Below are 23,896 nucleotides of genomic sequence, written 5' to 3' on the forward strand. Positions count from 1 at the left end.
AAACTTACTTGTCATCTGTTAATTCTGGCGCATCCGTTTTATAGTCGTTTACCTTACTTTTATTACCATTCTTGGCAAATACGCTCGACGGATTAGTTGTCTGATTTCGTTTTAGATTTGATAATCCAGTATCCACTTTATAAGTAATTTTTGATTTATCTACTTTAGCAAAGTCCGTTCGTTTATCAAATCGTAGAAGGTCACCCGTGACAACCTTATCAGAGTACTTTAGGACCTTATCCACGTAACTTTGTGTTTGTTTAACATATTGCTTCTGTTTATCCGTAAAATCGCTCTCAGTGATGGCCTGACCAGTCTTAGTATTATAGTAGTCACCATTGAACTTCATCATGTTTGGTGTAATCCAATCACCATCTCGCAAGGGCACAATTCCCTTATAGTTTTCAGATAACATGTCTTGACCAAACATTGTCAAATTGTTATCGGGTACGCCCATAATATCCAGTAAGGTTGGCATCATATCGATTTCTCCACCATATGTATGATTAATACCACCCTTAAGGTCTTTACCATGAATCATAAACGGTACCTTTTGGAATTGTGCTAAATCATAATTGGTGAGTTTATCCTTACCTAAAAGCTTCGCAATAGCTGGTTGATGATTCTCAGATATACCGTAATGATCACCGTATAGCATCAAAACTGAATTATCGTACAGCCCTGCTTTCTTCAAATAACTCACAAACTCAGCAAAGGCTTCATCTAAATAATGCGCAGTTTGAACATATCCATCAACAGTACTATCACCCGTTTTCGTAGCTGGGAAATTGATGTTTTCTTTATCCAACTGATAAGGATAATGGTTTGTCACTGTTACTAACTTAGCATAAAAAGGTTGTGGTAACTGTTCAATATATTTAGCAGAGTCTCTCAGGAATATTTTATCTTTCAATCCATAACCAACGTTGTAGCTTGGCTTATCTGCATTAGAATAATACCCTTTTGAGAAGTAATAGTTATATCCCCATGACTTATAGGTATTATCACGATTCCAAAAGCTGGCAACATCCCCATGAAAGGCCGCAGTAGTATAGCCTCTTTGTCCCATAATGGCTGGCAAAGCTTCAAAAGTGTTATCTGTACCATATTTAACCATTGCTGAACCAGTTGGCAAGCCATACAAAGAATTTTCTTGCATAATTTCAGCGTCAGAGGTTTTACCTTGGCTTACTTGATGATAAAAATTATCAAAGCTCAACGTATTTTGGTCATGATAAAACTTATTGAGATTAGGTGTTACTTCTTTGCCATTCACTTTATAGTCAATCAAGAATTGTTGGAAAGATTCTAAATGAAAGACAAAGACATTTTTACCCTTTTGAGTACCAAAATAAGAAACATTATTAGGTAATTTTTGTGATTTAATAAAGCTCTGAATTTCTTTAAAATCCGCTGGCTTAGCATGACTGCGACTTTGCGTTTGATTATACGTTTGCACAGCATTAAATGCGGCATATTCATTTAAGCCCAGGTATTTCACGATATAGTTATTATCAAATGATCGCGTTAGTAAACCACTACGATCCGCAGAAGCAATACCATAACCAACAAACATCAGCACAATCCCTAACAGGGTTGTCAAAACGGCAAACTTCTTTTGCACACCACGCCGGTCAATTGTCAGTTGTCGAAAGAGCAACAAAACAACTAAAACTAAGATATCCACAAAGACCAGCCAATCAGACCAATGCATAATAGCCGTGATTGATTTGCCTAAGTTATTACCCGTTGAACTTGATGAGCCTAAGATACCCATTGATAAGAAATCAGAAAATTCACGATAATAGAGAATATTGGCAAACAGCCATAACGACTGAATAAAGTTAAGTAGCACAGCTAACCAATAGCTGAGTGCACCTTTAAAATACAGCGCAATACTCAAGAAAATGATAGCTGTTGGCAACGGATTAAGGACAAGCAAAAAGTTTTGAACCGAGCCACTTACGCCTAATCGAAAATTCATATGGTAATTCACATATGTTTTCAACCAAACTAACGCCACATTAAGTACGAAAAACCATACTAATGGTGCACTGGTATCCATTGTTTGTTTTATTTTAATCCATATTTGTTTTGGGGTTGGAAAGTACTTCACAAGATGTTTCATGTCTTCACCTAAAATATTAACTTAAAATCGTGCAGCACATCATAAATTTCAATCGCAACCAAATCAATATCATCGAATTGAAACTGCCTAGATTCACGATGCTCATGAATCGTCCACACTTTTGCGTCTTGATTGTACTCAACTTGTAGGGCTTCAATACCAAATGCTTCAAACCGACGTGTTTGATTATGCCCATCTTTAGCATCAACCATGGCACGTAACCTATTGATGATTTGATTGAGTTCACTTATTTTTTCAACGTTTTTGTTCATAAGTATCCTTTACTACTTTATGGCTTGGCCATACATAAGCCACTAAACCAGCAAATAGGCCAAAGTAATAAGTAATGATACGCCAAATTAAAATGACCAATATCAATGTTGCTGGATTTTTGACAAATGGCGTAAATAGGAGCTGGAAACTTAATTCAGCGCCCCCAACGCCACCTGGAATTGGAAATAAAGAAATGACCATGACTATCATAATATGCATGGCGATAATTAACCAAGGATTAACATCTTCATATCCGAAAGCCCGAATGACAAAATAAGGAATAGTATAGAAGATAATTAATTGTGCCATTGTGAAGGCCGTCGCACTAATCAATGATTGCCAACTCCCCACCACACGCCTTGACTCTTCATGAAAATTGTTCACTTTCACTTTAATTGCGGCAATGACTCGCTGGTATCGCCTACGCGTCATCATTTTTTGAAAATAGGACTGATAACATCCACTAATCGTAAAGTTAATGCAGGCCAAAACATGACTAAAGCAATGCCAATAATCACAACTGCATGAATCGCAATTGCAAATGGAATAAAGGTTGCAAATGTTGGATCAACTTGTGAATATATAAAACTATCTGCACTGAAATAGCCAATAATAAAGAAAAGAACAACGACAATTTGGTAAACTAAAAATTTCATTAAAACAACCGACGTTGCCCGTCCACCCTCTACACCAGCACGTGACAGTCCATATAGCTGGGCTGGCTGCCCTCCGGTAGCAAATGGTGTCAATCCTGTCCCCAATAGATTAAGCAAGGGTACTCGTAGCAAGGCTGCTAACGAGGTTTTCTTTCGATCTGATCGATTGAGTAAAGACCAAGCAACCCCTGCTTCTAAGAAAATGGTAATGATCATCGCAACCATTCCAGCTGCCAACCATCGCCAATCTAAGTGACGTAATGCTGCTTCCAACTGCCGACCACGACCGTCTAATTCGTGCCACAAAAAGTAAACCACAATTGCTGTTAACAAACCCACAACAATAATTGATAATCTATCTCGTTTAAGCATGACTAACTCCTATGCTTTTAGCGTTTTTTCATAAACTTTTTGGAGTTGTGCCCCAATTTTAGGTAAATCACGTGCAACAGCTAATGCGTGACCGGCATCTCTAACATCAGATACTTGCGCATTAAGAATACTTTGCATTTTTTCATCAAACTCATCTACATTATCCGCCTTATATACGTTAACACCTTCTTCTAGCCAATTTTGGTAAACAGGAATGTTACGAACAAGAACATGTTGCCGAGAAGCGAGTGCTTCTAATACGACAATCCCTTCTGTTTCCTCAAACGAAGGATATAAGAAAAGATCAGCACCTTGGAATGCACCCAAAAGTACATCTCCTGTAATATATCCTGGGAAAATCAGATTTTTATAGGTGTTATTTTTTACGAGGTGACGAATATCTTTTGGTACCAATCGTAAATCAGTGTAGCCAAACCAGATAAATGTATATTCTGGATGTCGCTTTGCTAATTCAGCAAAATCAAAAATGCCTTTTCGTTCAAAAAAAGGCCGACACTCATAATGACCTTTTGTTTATCACCAAGTTGAAAATACTCACGAAACGCGCGCACTTTATGCGTATCATATTGATATTTTGCTAATTCAACACCATTAGAAATGGCGGTAATTGGTTGTGTCAAACCGTAGTTTTGTAATAATGTTTTAGAATAGGGTGTTGGCGTAATGAGTCCATCAGCCTTACCATATAGTGAAATCAAATAACGTCTATACCACGGCGCTAATAAATTAGAACCGGTAAATGAATTGCGGAAATCTTCATAGGTTGAATGCCCGTGATAGACGACTTTTTTACCCAATTGGTGTGCTTTTTTGACCATGCGATGGCTTTTGATACCATAAGTATTAATATGTAATACATCATAGTCTGTCGATTTATCATCCGTTGTTACCACAACATCAGTATAAGATAGTGATTTTTTCTGTAAGGACAGCGCGCGTCCAATACCTGATTTTGCAATCATTTTCTGATTCTCAAAGTAAAGTAAAACTTTCATGACCCTCTCCTGAATGGATTACGTAATAACTTTTTAGCATAGCCCACTTCTTCCTCATTAGGAAATTGGTCATTACCATCCGTTGGCTGATGATGATGAATAGCAGCATTATAGCACGCAAGTACGCGCTTACCAAATGTCACTGCATCAACATCGGCCATTTTTTTAATACGTTGTGCTTGATCTCGCTCATTAAATGGTCGATTGAGATAAAAAATTACAGCAGTCGTGAAATCATCAATATTGTCAACCAGCTGGCCAATTGCCACATCATCTACCAAATTATCTAAATATGGTGAATGAATTGCAACAAAGGGACGATTAGCAAACATTGCCTCAACAAAAGTTAACCCTTGTGTCTCCGTGTTGGAAGAACTCACAAAAACATCACTCATAGCATAATAATCGGCAATACAGTCATGTTCAACCATTCCGGTAAAAGTGACATATTGTGTCAAATCTAAATGTTCAACCTGCTCTTGCAAATCTTTTCGTGCTGGGCCATCCCCAACAATCACCAATCGTGCTTGTGGATATTGTGCAATAATTTTATCAAATGACGTAATTGTCATAGCAATATTTTTCTCATAAGCCAAACGTCCCAACGACAAGATGACTAAGTTATCGTCAGTAAAACCATAAGTTTCACGTAAATTCTGGTTATCCTCTTGCCGTTTTGGCAAAGCGACGCCTGTTGGAATAACGGTGATTGGTGCTGTAACACCATATTTTAATAACGTATCTCTTACTAAATCGGACGGTGCAATCACACTATCAATACTTTTCATGTAAGCTTTCATTAAAACGCCGACACCATTTGCCCCAATAAGCAAACCTTTAGCAACATAATGCGTATAATCTTCATACATTGTATGATACGTGTGAACCGCCGGTATTTTTAATTGTCGTGCAACAAATTTACCCAGTAAACCAAGAGAAAATTCTGTCTGTGTATGGACAATATCTAACTTCACAGATTTTGCAATTTCCACAGCCTGTATCAAGCCACGAAAAGCCAATCTTCTATCTTTAAATCCGACATATGGCACGCTTGAAAAACGATAAATATGCGGTTCGAATTTGTTTTTAGAAACTTTAGGATCAGTTGAAGTGAAAATATACACCTGATGTCCTTGCGCTTCCAATGATTCCTTCAACGTTTTAATTGAGGTTGCTACCCCACTAACTTGTGGAAAATACGTATCTGTAAATAAACCGATATTCATCGTTTCCTCCAGCTACCTATACTAAATTTAGTTTTTTAATCCCCATTTGCGCGTTAAATCCCCACTGAAATTTAAATACAATACTCCTAGTATAACATTTTAAATTTAATGCAAACAACTCTCGTTTCACTAAACTTAACAAGCCATCAAGTATTTATAGATAATAAAAAACACCTCACCGGTGTTTTCCAAAAATTTAAATTAATGCACTGCGTTCTTAACTAAAGCCACAACTTCATCGTTTGTTTCAAGATCCAAAGCCTTTTGAGCAAGTGTTGCCATCGCCTTAGTGTCTAGCGTCTTCATGAGTGAGCGCGTTTGCAGTATAGATGGTGCACTCATTGAGAATTCATCTAATCCCATACCCAATAGTAACGGTACAGCAATTGGATCGCCCGCCATCTCACCACACATAGCTACAAACTTGCCTTCTTGGTGAGCAGCTTGGATAACTTGGTTAATCAAACGTAGAATTGAAGGATTATAAGGCTGGTAAAGGTATGATACACGATCATTACCACGATCAGCCGCCATTGTATAACCAATCAAGTCATTCGTACCAATTGAGAAGAAATCCACTTCCTTAGCAAACTTATCAGCTAACATTGCCGCAGCAGGAATTTCTACCATGATACCTAATTTGATATCACCAACTTGAGTACCTTGTGATTCAAGCTTTTGGCGTTCTTCCAAATAGATTTGGCGAGCAGCCCTAAATTCAGCTAAAGTTGCAATCATTGGGAACATAATCCACAATTCACCATAAACTGAAGCACGAATCAAAGCACGCAATTGTGTTCTAAATATTTCATCTTGATCCAAAGAAATACGAATTGCACGATAGCCTAAGAATGGATTTTCCTCTTGCGGCAATGTCCAATAATCAAGATGTTTATCGCCACCAATATCCATAGTACGCACAGTAACTGGCTTACCAGCCATTTTCTCGACTACTGTTTTGTAAGCTTCGAATTGTTCATCTTCAGTTGGTAAGTGATCTGATTCCATGTACAAGAATTCAGTTCGATATAAACCGATACCTTCGGCACCGTTTTCTAATACGGCATCCATGTCTTTAGGGGCACCAATGTTAGCACCAACAACGAAATGTTGTCCATCAGCCGAAACAGATGGTTCATCTTTTAACTTAGACCACTCTGCACGCTGTGCTTCATAATCCGCTGCCTTTTGTTGGTAATCAGCCAATGTCTGGTCATCAGGATTCACAATAACGTCTCCAGTCAAACCGTTAACAATCACCATATCACCTTCACAAACTTCTGATGTAGCAACATCAGAACCAACAATGGCTGGAATCTCAAGCGTCCTAGCCATAATTGAAGCGTGCGCTGTTCGCCCACCTAAATCAGTCAAAATACCTTGTACAAACTGACGATCTAATTGTGCAGTATCAGACGGTGTTAAATCCTTAGCAATCAACACAACTGGTTGATTAATTAATGCAGGATTAGGTAAGTTTACATTTAATAAATGAGACAAAATACGCTTAGTTACATCACGCACATCAGCTGCACGTTCTTGCATATAAGCATTATCTGTCATTGCCTCAAACATTGAAATATAATTGTCCGTGACTTCCTTCAATGCTTGTTCAGCATTAATCTTGTCATCAGCAATTTTTTGCTTAATGGCGCCAGACATTTCCGGATCAGCCAGGACCATCAAATGTGCTTCAAAGACTTGAGCTTCAGCATCGCCCAAACTTTTAGCAGCCTTCTCTTTAATTGCAGTTACATCTTCACTAGAAGCAGCAATAGCTTGATCAAAACGTGCTTGTTCCGCTGTAACATCATTAATTGCGACATTGTCAAAAGATAAATCTGGATCTACCAGTAAATAAGCCTTGGCAATTGCAATACCGTTACTTGCTGCAATACCACTAAACTTTTTGTCATAATTACTTTGCGAGTCCTTCTGAGCTCATTGCTTCAACGATAGCAGTCATTGCAGCTTCTTCGTCTTCGCCTTCTGTTTTGATTGTAACGTCAGAACCTTGACCAACACCAAGTGACATCACACCCATAATTGACTTCAAGTTAACGTCCTTACCTTGGTATGACAATGTAACGTCAGAAACGAACTTTGATGCAGCTTGTACTAGCAATGTAGCTGGACGTGCGTGGATACCTGTTTCTGCGATAATGTGAAAGTCTTTTGATTGTGCCATGATTTTAATTCTCCTTTTTTGTTGTAAAACAACTTCTGAAAACAGTGTATCAAAGCGCTTACAAAATAGCAAGTGAATTTATGCGCAAATCATTGATACAGCGGGGTGATGGCTTCAAAATGCCGATATAACCACTATTGTTTTGAAACCGGTTACAATAAAATGATATTTAACCTTCTGCGAATAGCAAATTAGGCTTTTTCATACGTAATGTGCCCATTTTGATGCGCCACACCTCGAATCGCACTTTGATAATCAAATGAAGCCCATGCTTTTTGAAAATCTGAAAATACTTCAGGTGTCACTTCAAAGGATGTTAATTCACCAGAACGCACTTGGTTAAGTAAACTTAGATAATCTGCCATACTTCATCACCTCCTACTTAATTATATCACGCTACTTTAAATGGTTATATGAATAATTTAGCACTCTTTTACAAAGAGTGCTAAAAGTGTTACAATAAACTTATCCAGAAAGGAGTACACTTTTTATGGCAGCACAAGATCCATTTGGTTTTAACAATTTAGATGATATGTTTCGTGCAATGAATGACGAAATGCAACGAACACAAGGACAACAACAGAATAATAAAAAAGGCGCATCAAAAAAGCAAAAGACATTATTAGAGGAATTTGGTATTAACCTAACGCAACTTGCACGCGAAGGTAAGCTAGATCCTGTCATTGGTCGTGATAACGAAGTATCACGTGTCATTGAAATATTAAACCGCCGTACTAAAAACAATCCTGTTCTAATCGGAGAACCCGGCGTTGGTAAAACTGCTGTGGTAGAAGGTTTAGCTCAAGCAATTGTTAGTGGTAAAGTACCAGATAAGCTACAACGAAAAGAGATCATTCGCTTAGACATGGTCAGCATGGTCCAAGGTACGAGCATGCGCGGTCAATTCGAGGCACGTATGCGACAGTTAATGGAAGAAGTCACTGATAATGAAGATATTATTTTATTCATTGATGAAATCCACGAAATCATGGGTGCCGGTAATGCCGAGGGTGGTATGGATGCTGGTAATATTTTGAAACCCGCTTTAGCTCGTGGTGAATTCCAGCTTATCGGCGCAACGACGCTTAATGAGTATCGTAAAATTGAAAAAGATGGTGCTATTTCTCGACGTTTCCAACAGGTTCAAGTCGAGGAACCAACCCAAGAAGAGACCCTCACAATCTTGCAAGGTATTCGTGAGAAATATCAAGACTATCATCACGTTACCTATACTGATGATGCATTAGTATCAGCTGTTGACTTATCTGATCGCTATATTCCCGAAAGATTTTTACCAGATAAAGCTATCGACTTAATTGATGAAGCTGGATCACGTAAAAATTTGACCATGACCGTAGCTGATCCAAAAACAATTCAAAATAAAATTGATTCTGCCGAGAAACTCAAGCAAGAAGCAATTGATAAAGAAGACTTTGAAAAAGCAAGTTATTGGCGTGATCAAGTCAACCAACTGACATCACAAAAAGCCCAAGTTGAAGCACATCCTGAAATGAGTCAACCACAACAAGTGACTGAAAAGGATATTCTTAAAATTATTGAAGACAAAACAGATATACCGGTTGGTGAGTTAAAAGAAAACGAAGCTAATCAGCTGAAAGATTTGGATAAAAATTTGTCAGATCATGTCATTGGTCAGGCCAATGCTGTTGAAAAAATTGCCAAGGCGGTCCGTCGTAACCGTATTGGTTTAACAAAATCTGGTCGGCCAATTGGTTCCTTCCTGTTTGTTGGACCAACTGGTGTCGGTAAGACAGAAACAGCTAAGCAGTTGGCTAAGGAAATGTTTGGTAGTAAAGATGCTTTGATTCGTTTTGACATGAGTGAATATATGGAAAAGCACTCTGTATCAAAGATGATTGGCGCACCTGCCGGGTATATTGGCTATGAAGAAGCTGGTCAACTAACAGAACAAGTTCGACGTCATCCCTACTCATTAATTTTATTAGATGAAATCGAAAAAGCGCATCCAGATGTGATGAATATGTTCTTACAAGTTCTAGACGACGGTCGTCTAACAGATGCACAAGGTCATACGGTGAGTTTCAAAGATACCATCATCATTATGACTTCTAATGCGGGTTCAACAGATACAGGTAATGCACCAGTTGGTTTTGGTTCAACCAGTGCGCAGAATCGTTTAGTTGCACGATTGGAAAACTATTTCCGTCCAGAATTCTTGAATCGATTTGATGATATTATTGAATTCCAATCATTAGACCGCGATAGTTTACTCAAGATTGTAGACTTACTACTAGCTGATATGAACGACAACTTAGCTGATAATAATTTGCATATCAATGTTGACGCGGATGCTAAAGCCAAATTAGTTGATTTGGGATACAATCCTGCTATGGGTGCACGGCCTTTGAAGCGTGTTTTACAAGAACACATTGCTGATCAAATTGCTGATTTCTATTTGGAAAACCCAACTGTTCACGATTTACAAGCAGTATTAAATGACAGTACAATCGCAATTAAAGCTGCATCAGCAACAGCTAACGCTGATGTCAAATCTTAATTAACCTAATTTCATATGATTGCATTAAAAATGCTACCCGTCTTAAAGATGAGTAGCATTTTTTAATTTAATCTAATACTGTAATTTTAAATGTTTTATCGTCTTTATTGCGCTGCAATATTGCCTGCGTCTCATTAGACGTCTTGATTACCATACGAATGGGTACATTACTTGGTAAATAACGCAACCCTTCTTGTGCAACAAAGTTTGCAAAACTACTAATCTCTGTTTGACTATAGAATTGCGTTGTAATGGTCACATTCATATTCGTTAACTGTCCATTCTTAAACGAAGCGACAGCTGTTGCCCCAGCTATATTAGGGAAGAAATCTTGAATTTCCGTTTTAAAGTTAGAAAAACCATTATTTTCATCACTACCAAGACTTGATGTGTCTGTGGATAACTTAGGTAAAACAATTGATTTTTGATCAATCGATTGCCACTCACTCAGATCCGTTCCCTTGGTACTTTTCGCTTCAGCATAAAAGTTACCAGGCGTTAATGAATCAGCAGGTGCATTAGCATACATTGCAAGCACAATAGGAACGCTATCACTAATCCCCTTTAGTTGGCGTATACGAGAAATAATTTTAGGCGCAATTTTCTTACCATAAGCTTTCATATCCGCTGTTGAAATGTCTTGAGTATAAGTTGCACCATATTTTTCACGTTGGTACTGATCTTGTGTATTCATCGCAACACCGATAACCATACCCGACAATTTTAGGCTATCACCACTTTTAACCATAAAGTCTTGTTCAGTCAGACTTTGTACATAAATTGGCTCACGATCACTATCTTTTTTACCATTGTCTGCTGGATTTAATCCAACTTTATCATCCGAACTTCGGCTTAACCATGAAGTAACCGTATCTGAGCTTAAATACTGTCCTTCTTGAAAAACATATTGATTAGTCTTGAAATGATTTTTAGCTAAAGATAATAAGCCGGATTCAAAATGTTTTGTGTCTAAACTGTTGGCTTCCGAACCCGCCGTAATACCTCGTGCTTTACTTGTCAAATAACGTCCGTTCTTGATTACTGTCTGATAATCACCATCCCCTGAACTAGAAGTCACTTGTACACTACTTGTTTTTCTAGAAGTTGGTGTAATCCGATTCATATTAAAAATATACAACGATAATAACGCTATAATCAAAATTGATATCGCTATAATGACATAGCCACGAAAACCTATGCGCTTCATGATTGATTATCCTCTTCTTGCTTAGTATCAATAAATTGCTGTTCCTGCCACACTGGTATGCCTAGACCTGTTGCTTTATCTAGCTTGCTACCTGCCGAATGTCCAGCAATAACCAAATCTGTTTTGGCAGAAACAGAACCGACAACACTTGCACCATGGTTTTCGAGCCACTTAGCAATCACTGGACGACTCATTTGTTCTAGTTTACCAGTTAAAACGATCTTTTTGCCGAAGAAAAATGAATTTTCATCAATTTCTACATCAGATAGATACTTACCGTTAACACCAGCAGCCATTAAATCCTGCACTAACTGTTGTGCTTGTGGCGTACTAAAAAACTGCACCATAGAATCAGCAATCGTGCTACCGATACCATCAATACTTGCAATATCAGCTGAAGTGGTATGCATCAGTTGTGTTAAGTCTTTAAACTTTTTAGCAATTAATTTAGCAGCCTTGGCACCAACCATGCGAATACCCAGACCGAATAACAATCTTTCTAACGAATTTTGCTTCGATTGTTGAATGGCATTAAATAGATTATTCGCTGATTTCTCTTTAAATTTATCTAGTGATAATAACTGTTCTTCCTTCAGTGCATAGATTGACGCAACATCTTGAATCAAGTTATTTTTTAAGAGTTGCGCAATCACCCTTGGCCCCATACCATCAATGTTCATCGCATTTCGGGAAGCAAAATGCGTTAAACGTTCCTGAATTTGTGCTGAACAAAATGGATTAATACAGCGCAGTGCAACCTCACCTTCAATATGCACTAATTCTGATTGACAAGCCGGACACATAACGGGGATGACATAAGGCACACTGTCTATTGACCGCTTTTCTTCAATCACTTGCCCCACTTCTGGAATAATATCGCCAGCCTTATGTAAGGTAACAGTATCTCCAATTCGGATACCTTTAGCATTGAGGTAATCTGGATTATGCAAGCTCGCTCTTTTAACCACAGTACCAGCGAGTTGTACTGGATCCATCACTGCTGTGGGGGTTACGGCACCTGTACGTCCCACCGTCCACTCGATATCTCTAACAGTTGTCAGTGCTTCTTCGGGCGGAAATTTATAGGCAATCGCCCAACGCGGAATTTTAACGGTATTACCAAGGTCCAACTGTAAATCTAAAGCATTAACCTTAACCACAACCCCGTCAATACCATAATCTAAGGTATCTCTTTGTTGCGTATAGTGTGTAATATATGAAGAAATATATGACATTACTGAAATAACTTGATTCGTCGTATTAGTTGGTAATCCTAATGCTGCAAAACGTTGTAAAGCACCGCTTTGTGTCTCAGCACCAAGTGTTTCAAAGTCAGCCGTATAGTACACGAAAGCAGATAACTCACGCTTTTTGGTAACTTTAGCATCTAATTGTCTCAAAGACCCCGCTGCGGCATTACGCGGATTAGCAAATGGTGCCAATCCCTCCAACTCACGTTGCTGATTCAGCTTGGCAAAACTCTTTTTAGGCATATAAATTTCGCCACGCACCTCAATTGTTAATGGTTCACTCAACCTTTGAGGAATAGCTTGAATAGTCTTAACATTAGCCGTCACATCTTCGCCAATTGTTCCATTACCACGTGTAGATGCCTGAACCAATTCACCATTTTCATAATCTAAAGCAACTGCCAAACCATCAATTTTCAATTCTAAATTATAATCACTTTGAAAACCTAAAGCTTTAGTTGTTCTAGCATCCCAATCTTGTAGTTCTTCTAAACTAAAAACATCCCCTAAAGACAACATTGGTACCGGATGGGTAATTTTGGTTAACTCTGACTTAACATTAGTACCACCGACCCGTTGTGTCGGTGATTCTGGTGTCATAAATTGTGGAAATGCTGCTTCTAAATCAACTAAACGTGCATAAAAGGCATCATAAACATGATCTTCAACACTCGGATTATCATCCTCATAATATTCAACGCCATAACGGGTTAAATCATCTTGCAGTTTTGCAATTTCCTGTTGTGCTTGAGCTGTCGTTAGCTCACTCACTGCTTTAAATTCAGGTAACATTGATCACCTCATCATTCAATAAAATTTTTATTTAGTGGATCGTATATGATCGACATTCAACAATCTCCTATATTCTATTCCACTCGTGTAATTGGCGCAAATGCTGCAAGCAATTGTTTAATGCCGTCGGCAGGAAAAGCAACTTTCAGTTCTTGATCTTGTTGATTACCAGAAACTGCTACAACCGTACCAATACCCCATTTCTTATGTGATACTTTATCACCAACTTGCCAATTCACCTTGTCCGCACCAGATTCTCCAGCTGTTGTCTTCTTAACAGGCGTTGCTTGATAAGTTGTTGCAACAGCACGTTGTGTTTTGCGATCAAATGGTAATGATTGAGAGGCACTAACCCCACTATATTCATTAAATAATCGTTTTGGATCAATCTCATCAATGAAGCGAGATGGTTGATTACTCTGGGTACGACCATACAACAAACGTGAGAAAGCATTAGTCAAAAATAGCTTTTTCATCGCTCGTGTAATACCTACATAAGCTAATCGGCGTTCTTCTTCTAACTGATCATCATCTTGCGTCGCTCTGGCTAATGGGAAAATACCTTCTTCTAACCCAACCATAAAGACAACTGGGAACTCCAAACCTTTGGCCGCATGCAATGTCATCAGAGTCACTGCACCATCACCTTCTTCAAAGTCATCCAGATCACTCATCAGTGCAGTACTACCTAGAAAATCAATCAATGGATTCACAGCATCGATATCATCCGCATTATACTTATCATCAAATTCTTTGGTAACGGATAAGAATTCTTCCAAGTTTTCTAAACGTGCTTGGCTATCTGGATCATTTTTATCTTGCAACATCTTACGATAACCACTACGTGTCATTACCATTTCAGCTAATTCTGTTACCGTCAAAAATTCAGCTTGCTGCTGCAATGTATGCATTAAGTCAGCAAATGCCAATAATTTAGTGACCGCACGGGCTGTCAGTTCTGGTGCTAATTCAATACTGTCAATTGCTGTCATGTATGACCACTCCATACGATTAGCAAACTCACGTAAGTGATTAATACTTGTTGGTCCAATACCACGCTTTGGTTCGTTAACAACCCGTTCAAAAGCAGCATTATCGTTAGGGTTAGCAATTAAATTTAAATAAGAGATAATATCCAGAATTTCTTTTCGCTCATAGAACTTATGTCCACCAACCATGGTATATGGCATATTGGCTTTTACCAAAGCTTCTTCCATATTACGTGATTGTGCATTTGTTCGGTACAAAATGGCAAAATCACTATATGCATGTTTTTGTTCTTCACGTAATTTTTGAATTTTGGCTAGTACAAAATTAGCCTCGTCACGTTCAGTTTGCGCACGGTAATAAGTGATTTTTTCACCTTCCCCGTTTTGTGTCCAAAGCTGTTTAGGCCGACGCTCATTATTATTCGCAATGACGTCATTTGCTGCATCCAAGATATTTTGTGTTGACCGATAGTTTTGCTCCAATAAGACAACATGAGCATCTGGATAGTCCTGTTCAAAGTTCAAAATATTATTCATGTTAGCACCACGCCAACCATAAATCGATTGGTCGGCATCCCCAACAACGGCCAAATTTTTAGAACGTGCAGCTAGCATATTCACAATCGTATATTGGGCATCATTGGTATCCTGATATTCGTCTACATGTAAATATTCAAATTGATTTTGATAACGTTCTAAAACATCCGGTGATTGTCGAAATAATTCAATCGTCAACATAATTAAGTCGTCAAAATCAACACTTTGTGCGCGCTTTAGTTCGGCTTGATAAGCAGCATATGCTTCAGCCACTGTTTCCTGATAAATATTACCAGCTTGTTTGGCGAAATCTTGAGGTGATAGCATATCATTTTTAGCGTTTGATATAGCCCCCAAGATTGCTCGTGGATCATACTGATTTGTGTCTAAGTTTAAATCGTTGATCACACGCTTCATCAATGTTCGTTGTGCACTAGTGTCCACAATTGTAAAATTACGTGATAAACCAATTTTCTCACCATCTCGACGTAAAATACGCACAGCTAACGCATGGAATGTTGAAACCCATATATCACGCGCAACATCTTCATCAACTAAACGCGCAATACGTTCTTTCATTTCTTTGGCTGCTTTATTAGTAAATGTAATAGCTAAGATACGCCAAGGAAAAATATTCAAATCTTCAATTAAGTGTGCAATACGATGTGTCAACACTCTCGTTTTACCAGAGCCCGCACCAGCCATAATTAATAATGGCCCTTGTGTTGTTTGCACAGCCTCGGCTTGCTTATCATTCATACCCGCAATCAGTGTTTCAACTGTCATATTTGCCTCTTTTATCACTAAAATTTATCTAATCTATTATATCAAATAAAAAACGAACACTAGTTCGCTTTTGGAAAAATTTATACTTAAGTTTTACGATCAAATCGATTCAGATGCCACGTGTTAATAATTTCAATGAGCTTTTGTGCATAAGTTGGATCCGTTGCATAACCATCTTGTGTTAAAGCTTTAGCCGCTGTTGCATAATCTTTCGCACTTAAAACATGTGCATATTGCTGTGGATTCCAGCTTGTTCCATGCGCTAATAACTTTGCATGTGCGTGCATGCTATCCTGCCAACTATTATATACAGCAAATCGACCGTTAATGGTTACCCACTCACCGTTTTCATACTCCTTAGTTGGGAGTAGCACACTGCGTTGATTAGCATCAGCTTTGACACCGTATAAATTATGATACTGGCTCGCCAAATCACTACTATTCCAATTAGACTCTAAAATAGCTTGCCCAATACTGATTGACGCTAACACGCCATATTTTTTTGCAATTCACGTGCATAAGGGGCTAATTCGTTAATCCAAGCAACCCGTGCATCATAGGTTTGATTGGTCATATTCGTTGGTTTCTCAACCACCTTTTCTTCTGATTTAAACATTCCTGCAATAATGAGTATCACAAAAATAGACAACGCACCCAGCACTAACCACTGTTTCATCACTTTTTGATTTTTCTTGGGTCGCCGCCCAGTAGGTCGTCGTTTTTTAACATATTTTTTCTAATTTGAGGAGACGGTTTTCTTTTTGTAGCCATTTTAATATTGATCAAGTTTTAATAATTGTTGGAATCGCGGTGATTCTTGCGCTAACTTTTGCGGTGTACCTGACAAAATGAATTGACCATCCTCTAAGAAATAAACATGATCAACATTTTGAATACCTGTTAAATGATGGGTGACCCAAATAATCGTACGCCCAGATAATGCTTTAAATATCCGATCAAGCACTTCTTGCTCTGTTTTCGGGTCTAAAGCAACAGTCGGTTCATCTAGTATAACAATAGGTGCGTCTTGAAGCAAAATTCTGGCTAGAGCAAAACGTTGCCGTTCGCCACCGGAAAAACGAGTACCCGCTTCATGCATAGGTGTATCATATCCTTGCGCTAAGCTTTTGAGTAAATCAGATAAACCAGCCTGTTCAACCGCCTGTTCAATCTGTTCTTGTGTTGCAGAAAGATTACCCATTCGAATATTATTACGAATAGTCGTATCAAATAAATAAGTTTGTTGATCTAAAATAGCAATTTGCGGATGCAAATCATGATACTTTTTCTTATTTAGATAAATATGACCGGTATCTGGTTGCAAATCACCAGATAATAACTTAAGTAATGTTGTTTTACCTGCACCTGATCGGCCAAGTATTGCAATCTTCTCACCAGCCGCAATGTTTAAATCTAAGTGTTTTAAAATCTGTCGATCACCGTAACTAAAACTCACTTGGTCGAACTGAATCGCTGCGTGTTGTTGTAGTGGTTGTGCTATTTTCTGCTGTTGACGTGGTTCTGGTAAATCATTTAGTCGTCGAATACTATCTTCATAAAATGTTGCCTCACTCATCCCCTGATTAACACCCAAAAAACTATCTGCCAGAGTAAAAATAGCTAACGTAAAGGCAGCAATATAATTAATCAATTGAGATTGCCCAGCAAAATAGTGATTACTCCAATAAAGTGTCACGACAACTAAAATTAACACAAGCATTTGAATGGCAAAATCACGCCACCATCCAAAGTGCATACTCTTACCTTTAATTTTAGCTAACGACCGCATCGTCGTTTGTTGCGACGCGACTAAATCAGCTTGTCTACCTGCTAATAACCAATCTTGTAAGCCTAACACTGCATCGGTGGCATCAGTATAAAGTTGGGATTGTAACTGCTTTTGCTTTTGAATACGTTGTCGGTTCATTAATAAGCTAAAGATCGGTACAGCCAGTAAAATAATGGCTAACATCAGCAACCAAAATAACATTAACCACAGGCTCATGGTTCCCAAAGCAATAATGATAAAAAGATAAAGGATAATGCCTGTTCCCAATGGGAATAGTGTTCTTAAGTACAAATTTTGCAAGCGGTCCAAGTCATCAGCTAACAGGCCTAATACTTTACCTTTTTGAATGCTACCGCGAATATAATCTGCATGACTTGCAACACTCTCATAAAGCGCCCGTCGTGTTTTAGAGACAACATTGAGTACCCAATTATGTGATACAAGACGCTGTGTATAACGAAATACGGGTCGCGAAATACCGAATAACCGTGTCAAGACAATGGGAACGTAAATAATTAAAATGTTTGAAGGCCGCTGCGCTGAACGTGAAATTAAAAAACCAGAAACAAACATTAAAGCCCCTGCCGAAAAAATCATCATAAAGTTCAAGAAGATCGACCAGAATAAAGACATTTTGCGTTGTCTTAATAGTGGCATCACCCACTTATCATGTTTAAGTAACTGTTTTAAATTATGCATGTGTCAGACCTCCATCACGTAATTGATGGCGTAATTGATTAAGCTGACTATTATCTTGTGCCAATAATACTTGAGGCTCACCGCTTTCCACAATTTTCCCCTGCTTCATGACGAGTACATAATCCATCTGATTGAGCCAGTGTAAACGATGCGTCGCAAAGAATACCAAATGATTATCTAGCACCATTTTCATTGTCTTTTTTAAGTCGATTTCTGTTTCAATATCTAAATGCGCTGTGGGTTCGTCAAATAATAAAATGCGGCGTGATGTATCCAGTAACATGCGCGCTAATGCTACGCGTTGGGCTTGTCCACCAGACAATTGACGGCCACTTTCACCAATCACCGTATCTAACCCCTCTGGTAATGCTTGTATTAAATCAGCTAGGCCAGCACGTTGTGCAGCCTTTTTAATATCTTCACGATTTGCCTTTGGGGTATAGAAAGCAATATTTTCGCGTAGGGTTGTATGGAAAATGTATGGTTGCTGTGGCATATAGAAGAATTGACGTTGCCAATCTTGTTGTGCGAGTTGCGTTAACGGCTGATGGTTGATTTCAATCCTACCGCTATCAGGTTCTAGAAAGCCACTTAATACATTCAATAGCGTTGATTTTCCTGAACCACTTTCACCTACAATCGCAATTTTTTGATAACCGCTGGCCGATAAAGTAATTGCCTTGAGCGTTGCTGTTTCTTGTTTGGGATAAGTTAATTGCAAATCAGAAATTGTCAACACGTCCTGTGCTGACCACTGCGTTAATGTTAGTTGTTGCTGTTGAACAATACTCGGTGTGTCTAAAATATCTAATACATCAGTTAAGGCATTTTTACCATCCAATGTCGCATGATAATCATCCGCAAAATTACGTAGTGGCAAAAAATACTCGGGTGACAAAACTAAAATAATAAGCGCAGGTTCAAATTGCATATGCCCATTCAATAAATCAAGGCCTAAGAATACCGCTACAATGGCAATTGATAATGTTGTAAAAAAATCTAGTGCAAAAGTTGATGTAATCGCAATACGTAACGTGCGCATCGTTGCCTTACGGTAGTCTTCAGATATGTTATAGATTTCATCACTATACTCATCAGCCAATCCCAACTGCTTTAAGGTAGGTAAACCTCTTAACGCATCCACAAAGCGATTATTTAAATTCTTAAAATTGGCAAATTCAGTATCTGCTTTACTTTGTGCTGCTAAACCAAGAATGATAAAGAATAAAATGACAACTGGGAAAATGAGAAGTAAGAAAACACCTTCATCCCATTTTAAATAAAAATATATAACAGCACAACCCATGGAATAATGCTTAAATCAAAAACCTTAATTAAAAGTAATTGAAAATAATTTTTGACATTATCCAAACCACTGCCTAGCATTGTCACAGCGCTTCCTGTTCCTGACTGCGCAATTACATTCGGTCCTAAATCTGTATACTTTTTAAGTAGTTGTACACGATATTTCTCTGCTGCAACGTCAGCAAAATGCGCCATATAGCGATTTTTTAAAACAACAATTAAATATCGCACAATATAAGCAATAGCAAAAATAATGACACTATTTATCACCATATTAAAAGCCAGTCCTTGCCATAAACCAACAATGGCTTTTGATAGGAAAATAGCTTGCAATAATATAGCAAAAGCTTGTAGTCCAGTTAGAACTACAAGCCCGAATAGTGTTTTAAATATGTTTGGCAAAGCGAATAGTCGCCGATCAATCATGTTAAAACCTCATATCAACATATATAGTACTACGCTCTTAATCATAGCACGTTTATTTATTCAATAACTTTATGACTCACAATACGCTTACGGAAAACGTAAAAGCTCCAAATTTGATAGCCCAGCGTCAAAGGTAAGGCTGTAGCCACAACATATGTCATCACACGTAACGTATAAGGTGTTGATGAAGATGTTGCAATAAGCAAAGAATGCGCTGGATTATGAGCAACCATTAGACGTGGGAATAGACCCGTGAATAATAGGACAACAACAACTACCAAACCAAACCCTGATAATAAGAAGGGGAAAGTTTTACCATTATGGTAAGTTGAATACCAGCCTAGTAGCGTCATAACAACTAATATTGCCAATAAAATTACCGTGAGTAATGGTTTCGTTTGAATAAAGTCAGTATAGAAAAACAACAAGATAGCAAACAGTACCTCGCCTGCTAATAATACAGGATAGAGCAATTTCAACTGTGCCGTAGCGCGTGTGGTGATTTTACCTTCAATTTTCAATCGTGTAAAATTCAAGCCATGAATATAGCTCATCAATGTAACGGCAATACCTCCGACTAATGTAAATGGCGTTACGTAATCAAAGAAACCAGCCGTCAAATCACCATGTGCATCAATGGGCATACCAGATGCCATAGCTGTAAATATCATCCCCAAGAAAAATGGCGCAATGAACGATGATAAGACAATCAACCGTTCCCAAAGACGTGTTCCTTGTATGGTGGGCATGTGTTCCCTAAATTCAAAAGCACTACCACGATAAATTAAGGCTAAGAGTACGACCAATAACATCAAATAAAATCCAGAAAACAATGATGCATACCAATATGGAAATGCCGCAAACATTGCACCACCAGCTGTAATAAGCCACACTTCATTTGCATCCCAGTTAGGGCCAATAGACTGATAAAGGGCTTCACGATCATGATCATCTTTAGCTAAGCCAAAGAACTGCATACCTACACCAAAGTCGAATCCTTCTAGGAAAAAGAAGCCCGCCCACAATATTGCAATTAAAATAAACCATAGAATTTGTAATAAACTCATTATTTCTCAGACTCCTTTTGTGCTTGTAGATGTTCATAAGGATCTTGTGGTGAAAGTATTTCTTCTTCCTGTACATCTGGACCAGCATGCAAAACACGGCGTGATAGCCAGATCATCAAACCACCTAATGTTGAGAAAGTCAAAAAGTAAACAATATTTGAAATTAATAATGATGCCGTTGATACGTTCGGTGATACAGCATCGGCAATTGTCATCAAGCCATAAACGACCCATGGGTAACGACCAAGTTCAGTTACAAGCCATCCTGCTGTATTGACAACAAATGGGAAGAAAGTCATGACACCTAAAATCCATAAAAACCAGCGTTGTGTCAAAATCAAGTTCGACTTTTTACGATTAAACCATAGTGCGACAACAGCGATTAATCCTAATAATCCTGCTCCCATAGCCATCACGCGAAAGGCATAAAACAATGTGTTTTCAGGTACATAGTAATTTGCTACACCATCTTTGGGTTCACCATACTTCGCCACAAATTCTTTTTGTAATTCGGTTGTCCCAACTGTTTTACCACCAGTTAAAGAATGGTTACCTAGAATCGAAAGTACATAAGGAATTTCAATTTTGGCAATAACCTTATGGGTCTGAGGATTTGTCACAGAAATTAATGACCATGGCTGCGCTTTATCCGAACGCTTTGATGAATCAATTGTCTCATCAACACCTTCCATTGCTGCATACTTCATTGGTTGCATCGTTTGTAAATCAAAGGCATGCTTATCACCCGTAATTACAGCACCACCAACACCAATAAGACCAACAACTAAAGCTATATTAATCGATTTTCTAAATAGAATAATTTGTGGATCGCCAGGCTTTAGCTTGAGTAACTTAAACGCTGCCATACCAGCAACAATGAAACCACCAGCTACTAATGTCCCAACAATAACGTGTGGAAATTGTACCCATAATTGTTTATTGGTTAACAATGCACCAAAATCTGTGAGTTCCGCACGCCCCATATGATTATTAATAGCATATCCCACTGGATTTTGCATGAATGAATTTGCTGCTAAAATCCACAAGGCCGAAACACATGAAGCTATAGCTACAATCCAAATAAATAGGACGTGTACGGCAGGTTTCATACGATCCCAGGTAAACGACCACAACCCAATAAAAGTTGATTCCGCAAAGAAAGCAACCAAGGCCTCCACCGCTAAAGGTGCACCAAAAATATCACCAACATAACGCGAATAGCGTGACCAATTCATTCCGAATTGGAATTCTTGAATAATTCCAGTTACCACACCAACAGCAAAGCTGAGCAAAAATATTTTACCCCAGAACTGTGCCATTTTTTTGTATGTTTCATCCTTTTTGATAACATACATTGTTTCCATTACTGCAACCACAACCGCTAAGCCAATTGACATTGGCACAAAGAAGAAATGGAAAATTGTAGTCATGGCAAATTGAAAACGTGCTAACTCAAGTATGCCCACTAATGTCACAATAAATTCCTCCAACATTTTTTAAACTATACGTCTCGTTAACAGTTTATCACTTGATAAGCAAGTAATAAAGTATTATACAAAAAAAGCGCCTCAGCGCTTTTATTGGAAATTGCTATCGTCATCTAAGAAAGTATTCAATACTTCCTCAACCATGTCCCATTCTTTGTCATCTTCAATGGGTTGTAACTCGCCTTCAGTCGCTTCACCATCTTCATCTGGATCAAATACAAAGGCTTGAATATCTACTTCTTCGTCTTCTTCAACACCCTCAGGAACTAACAAAATATAGTTTTTGTTATATTCATCTGAATGAAAAGTAAACAATACTTCATGAAGGGTTTCATTCCCATCATCATCAACTAAAGTGATCTTTTGGACTTCTTCGTTATTATCGCTCATATTTAGCTCTCTTTAAATTATTTGGTTAATTTACCATTACGGTCAAGATAATTTTGTAAAATAAATTCCGCAGCAATCTTGTCGATGACCTTTTTACGCTTCTTACGTGAAACGTCAGCTTCTTCAATCAACATTCTTTCTGCTTGGACTGTTGTGAGTCGTTCATCTTGAAAATCTGTTGACAAACCAAAATTATCTTCAACCATTTTAGCATAATCTCGGGCTGCTTGGGCTCTAGGTCCTTCAGTATTATTCATATTTTTTGGCAAGCCTAATACAACACCTTTGGCCTTTGTTTCTTGAATGATTTCGCCTAAACGCTCTAATCCAAATTCTTTAGCCGCCTCATCAATTCGAATAATTTCAACACCTTGAGCCGTCCATCCCATGGGGTCAGAGACAGCAACACCTACGGTGCGACTACCAACATCTAATCCTAATATACGCATTATTTCTCCAAATAGGCATGTACAAGTTCTTCAATAATTTCATCACGCTCATGACGCTTAATCAAATTACGCGCATCATTCAAACGTGGAATATAGGCTGGGTCACCTGATAATAAATAACCAACAATTTGATTAATGGGTTGATACCCTTTCTCTTCTAAAGCTCCGTACACAATCTGCAGTGTTTCATGAATATCTTTTGGCATTTGATCGTTAAAATCAAATACTGTTGTTTCATCATTTACTGTCATAGGTACACGCTCCTTTCTCAATCATCTTCATTTTAGCATGATTAAATGTCTAATCCATTACAGAAGTAAGAAAC

At 38.2% G+C, this 23,896-nt stretch carries 16 protein-coding genes and 4 pseudogenes; 1 reads left to right on the plus strand and 19 read right to left on the minus strand.

The window, feature by feature from the left end; genetic code table 11:
• Nucleotides 1–4 precede the first annotated feature (4 nt).
• The 8 genes and pseudogenes from LEUFL_RS0105830 to ykzS all read right to left on the minus strand — a co-directional run bounded on the left by LEUFL_RS0105830 (nt 5) and on the right by ykzS (nt 8,224).
• Nucleotides 5–2,128 carry an LTA synthase family protein gene (locus LEUFL_RS0105830; protein ID WP_010008124.1) on the minus strand — a complete coding sequence of 708 codons (2,124 nt, stop codon included), beginning with the start codon at nt 2,126–2,128 and terminating at the stop codon, nt 5–7.
• A gap of 8 nt (nt 2,129–2,136) precedes the next feature.
• Nucleotides 2,137–2,400 (minus strand): YkuJ family protein, encoded by a 264-nt coding sequence (locus tag LEUFL_RS0105835; RefSeq protein WP_010008125.1) that lies wholly within the window; start codon nt 2,398–2,400, stop codon nt 2,137–2,139.
• A pseudogene (locus tag LEUFL_RS11760) lies at nt 2,384–3,429 on the minus strand (lysylphosphatidylglycerol synthase transmembrane domain-containing protein). Before LEUFL_RS11760 ends, LEUFL_RS0105835 begins: the two are co-directional and overlap by 17 nt.
• A gap of 9 nt (nt 3,430–3,438) precedes the next feature.
• Nucleotides 3,439–4,445: pseudogene (locus LEUFL_RS11765) on the minus strand (LTA glycolipid anchor biosynthesis glycosyltransferase, IagA/BgsA family).
• On the minus strand, nt 4,442–5,671 hold the full coding sequence (locus tag LEUFL_RS0105850; protein WP_010008126.1) for a glycosyltransferase family 4 protein: 1,230 nt from the start codon (nt 5,669–5,671) through the stop codon (nt 4,442–4,444). The pseudogene LEUFL_RS11765 and the gene LEUFL_RS0105850 overlap by 4 nt, the downstream one beginning before the upstream one ends.
• 201 nt (nt 5,672–5,872) lie before the next feature.
• Entirely contained in the window at nt 5,873–7,567 is a 1,695-nt protein-coding gene (ptsP, locus tag LEUFL_RS0105855; protein ID WP_029508685.1) for a phosphoenolpyruvate--protein phosphotransferase, read from the minus strand.
• Nucleotides 7,568–7,589: 22 nt separating this feature from the next.
• A complete protein-coding gene (locus LEUFL_RS0105860; RefSeq protein WP_010008129.1) occupies nt 7,590–7,859 on the minus strand; it encodes a phosphocarrier protein HPr in 270 nt (89 codons plus the stop codon).
• Between the two features lie 191 nt (nt 7,860–8,050).
• Nucleotides 8,051–8,224, minus strand: a complete 174-nt coding sequence (gene ykzS / locus LEUFL_RS12940) for a protein YkzS (protein ID WP_010008131.1) — start codon at nt 8,222–8,224, stop codon at nt 8,051–8,053.
• Between the two features lie 125 nt (nt 8,225–8,349).
• Between ykzS and LEUFL_RS10080 the strand changes: the two genes are divergently transcribed.
• Nucleotides 8,350–10,398 carry an ATP-dependent Clp protease ATP-binding subunit gene (locus LEUFL_RS10080; protein WP_010008132.1) on the plus strand — a complete coding sequence of 683 codons (2,049 nt, stop codon included), beginning with the start codon at nt 8,350–8,352 and terminating at the stop codon, nt 10,396–10,398.
• A gap of 67 nt (nt 10,399–10,465) precedes the next feature.
• Here LEUFL_RS10080 and LEUFL_RS0105875 read toward each other — a convergent pair whose 3' ends face one another.
• The 11 genes and pseudogenes from LEUFL_RS0105875 to LEUFL_RS0105925 form a co-directional block, all read right to left on the minus strand.
• Nucleotides 10,466–11,605 (minus strand): CamS family sex pheromone protein, encoded by a 1,140-nt coding sequence (locus LEUFL_RS0105875; protein ID WP_010008133.1) that lies wholly within the window; start codon nt 11,603–11,605, stop codon nt 10,466–10,468.
• Nucleotides 11,602–13,647 (minus strand): NAD-dependent DNA ligase LigA, encoded by a 2,046-nt coding sequence (gene ligA / locus LEUFL_RS0105880; RefSeq protein ID WP_010008134.1) that lies wholly within the window; start codon nt 13,645–13,647, stop codon nt 11,602–11,604. Before ligA ends, LEUFL_RS0105875 begins: the two co-directional genes overlap by 4 nt.
• A 74-nt stretch (nt 13,648–13,721) precedes the next feature.
• On the minus strand, nt 13,722–15,959 hold the full coding sequence (pcrA, locus tag LEUFL_RS0105885; RefSeq protein ID WP_010008136.1) for a DNA helicase PcrA: 2,238 nt from the start codon (nt 15,957–15,959) through the stop codon (nt 13,722–13,724).
• Nucleotides 15,960–16,045: 86 nt separating this feature from the next.
• Nucleotides 16,046–16,506 (minus strand): annotated as a pseudogene (locus LEUFL_RS10085) (glycoside hydrolase family 73 protein); the annotation flags it as partial.
• Between the two features lie 225 nt (nt 16,507–16,731).
• The gene (cydC, locus tag LEUFL_RS0105895; RefSeq protein ID WP_010008142.1) at nt 16,732–18,447 is read right to left on the minus strand and encodes a thiol reductant ABC exporter subunit CydC; all 1,716 of its coding nucleotides are present in this window, start codon (nt 18,445–18,447) and stop codon (nt 16,732–16,734) included.
• Nucleotides 18,440–20,178, minus strand: a pseudogene (gene cydD / locus LEUFL_RS11770) (thiol reductant ABC exporter subunit CydD). The gene cydC and the pseudogene cydD overlap by 8 nt, the downstream one beginning before the upstream one ends.
• Before the next feature lie 56 nt (nt 20,179–20,234).
• A complete protein-coding gene (gene cydB / locus LEUFL_RS0105905) occupies nt 20,235–21,245 on the minus strand; it encodes a cytochrome d ubiquinol oxidase subunit II (RefSeq protein WP_010008143.1) in 1,011 nt (336 codons plus the stop codon).
• Nucleotides 21,245–22,723 (minus strand): cytochrome ubiquinol oxidase subunit I, encoded by a 1,479-nt coding sequence (locus LEUFL_RS0105910; RefSeq protein ID WP_029508686.1) that lies wholly within the window; start codon nt 22,721–22,723, stop codon nt 21,245–21,247. Before LEUFL_RS0105910 ends, cydB begins: the two co-directional genes overlap by 1 nt.
• A 99-nt stretch (nt 22,724–22,822) precedes the next feature.
• Nucleotides 22,823–23,122, minus strand: coding sequence for a DUF1292 domain-containing protein (locus tag LEUFL_RS0105915; protein ID WP_010008145.1), 300 nt, complete (start codon nt 23,120–23,122; stop codon nt 22,823–22,825).
• 17 nt (nt 23,123–23,139) lie between these two features.
• Nucleotides 23,140–23,571: a Holliday junction resolvase RuvX gene (gene ruvX / locus LEUFL_RS0105920; protein ID WP_010008146.1), complete on the minus strand. Its 432-nt coding sequence runs from the start codon at nt 23,569–23,571 to the stop codon at nt 23,140–23,142.
• Complete coding sequence (locus tag LEUFL_RS0105925; protein WP_010008147.1) at nt 23,571–23,822, minus strand: IreB family regulatory phosphoprotein; 252 nt, start codon at nt 23,820–23,822, stop codon at nt 23,571–23,573. Before LEUFL_RS0105925 ends, ruvX begins: the two co-directional genes overlap by 1 nt.
• Nucleotides 23,823–23,896 lie beyond the last annotated feature (74 nt).

The organism is Leuconostoc fallax KCTC 3537 (assembly GCF_000165675.1).
GTDB lineage: Bacteria > Bacillota > Bacilli > Lactobacillales > Lactobacillaceae > Leuconostoc_B > Leuconostoc_B fallax.

Bases quoted from the DNA above. Each gene is read 5' to 3' on its own strand.
- LEUFL_RS0105915 (WP_010008145.1), bottom strand. From the start codon at position 23,122: ATGAGCGATAATAACGAAGAAGTCCAAAAGATCACTTTAGTTGATGAT.
- cydB (WP_010008143.1), bottom strand. From the start codon at position 21,245: ATGAGTTTATTACAAATTCTATGGTTTATTTTAATTGCAATATTGTGG.
- LEUFL_RS0105850 (WP_010008126.1), bottom strand. From the start codon at position 5,671: ATGAATATCGGTTTATTTACAGATACGTATTTTCCACAAGTTAGTGGG.
- LEUFL_RS10080 (WP_010008132.1), top strand. From the start codon at position 8,350: ATGGCAGCACAAGATCCATTTGGTTTTAACAATTTAGATGATATGTTT.
- LEUFL_RS0105835 (WP_010008125.1), bottom strand. From the start codon at position 2,400: ATGAACAAAAACGTTGAAAAAATAAGTGAACTCAATCAAATCATCAAT.
- LEUFL_RS0105875 (WP_010008133.1), bottom strand. From the start codon at position 11,605: ATGAAGCGCATAGGTTTTCGTGGCTATGTCATTATAGCGATATCAATT.
- pcrA (WP_010008136.1), bottom strand. From the start codon at position 15,959: ATGACAGTTGAAACACTGATTGCGGGTATGAATGATAAGCAAGCCGAG.
- LEUFL_RS0105830 (WP_010008124.1), bottom strand. From the start codon at position 2,128: ATGAAACATCTTGTGAAGTACTTTCCAACCCCAAAACAAATATGGATT.
- LEUFL_RS0105925 (WP_010008147.1), bottom strand. From the start codon at position 23,822: ATGACAGTAAATGATGAAACAACAGTATTTGATTTTAACGATCAAATG.
- cydC (WP_010008142.1), bottom strand. From the start codon at position 18,447: ATGCATAATTTAAAACAGTTACTTAAACATGATAAGTGGGTGATGCCA.
- ligA (WP_010008134.1), bottom strand. From the start codon at position 13,647: ATGTTACCTGAATTTAAAGCAGTGAGTGAGCTAACGACAGCTCAAGCA.
- LEUFL_RS0105860 (WP_010008129.1), bottom strand. From the start codon at position 7,859: ATGGCACAATCAAAAGACTTTCACATTATCGCAGAAACAGGTATCCAC.
- ruvX (WP_010008146.1), bottom strand. From the start codon at position 23,571: ATGCGTATATTAGGATTAGATGTTGGTAGTCGCACCGTAGGTGTTGCT.
- ykzS (WP_010008131.1), bottom strand. From the start codon at position 8,224: ATGGCAGATTATCTAAGTTTACTTAACCAAGTGCGTTCTGGTGAATTA.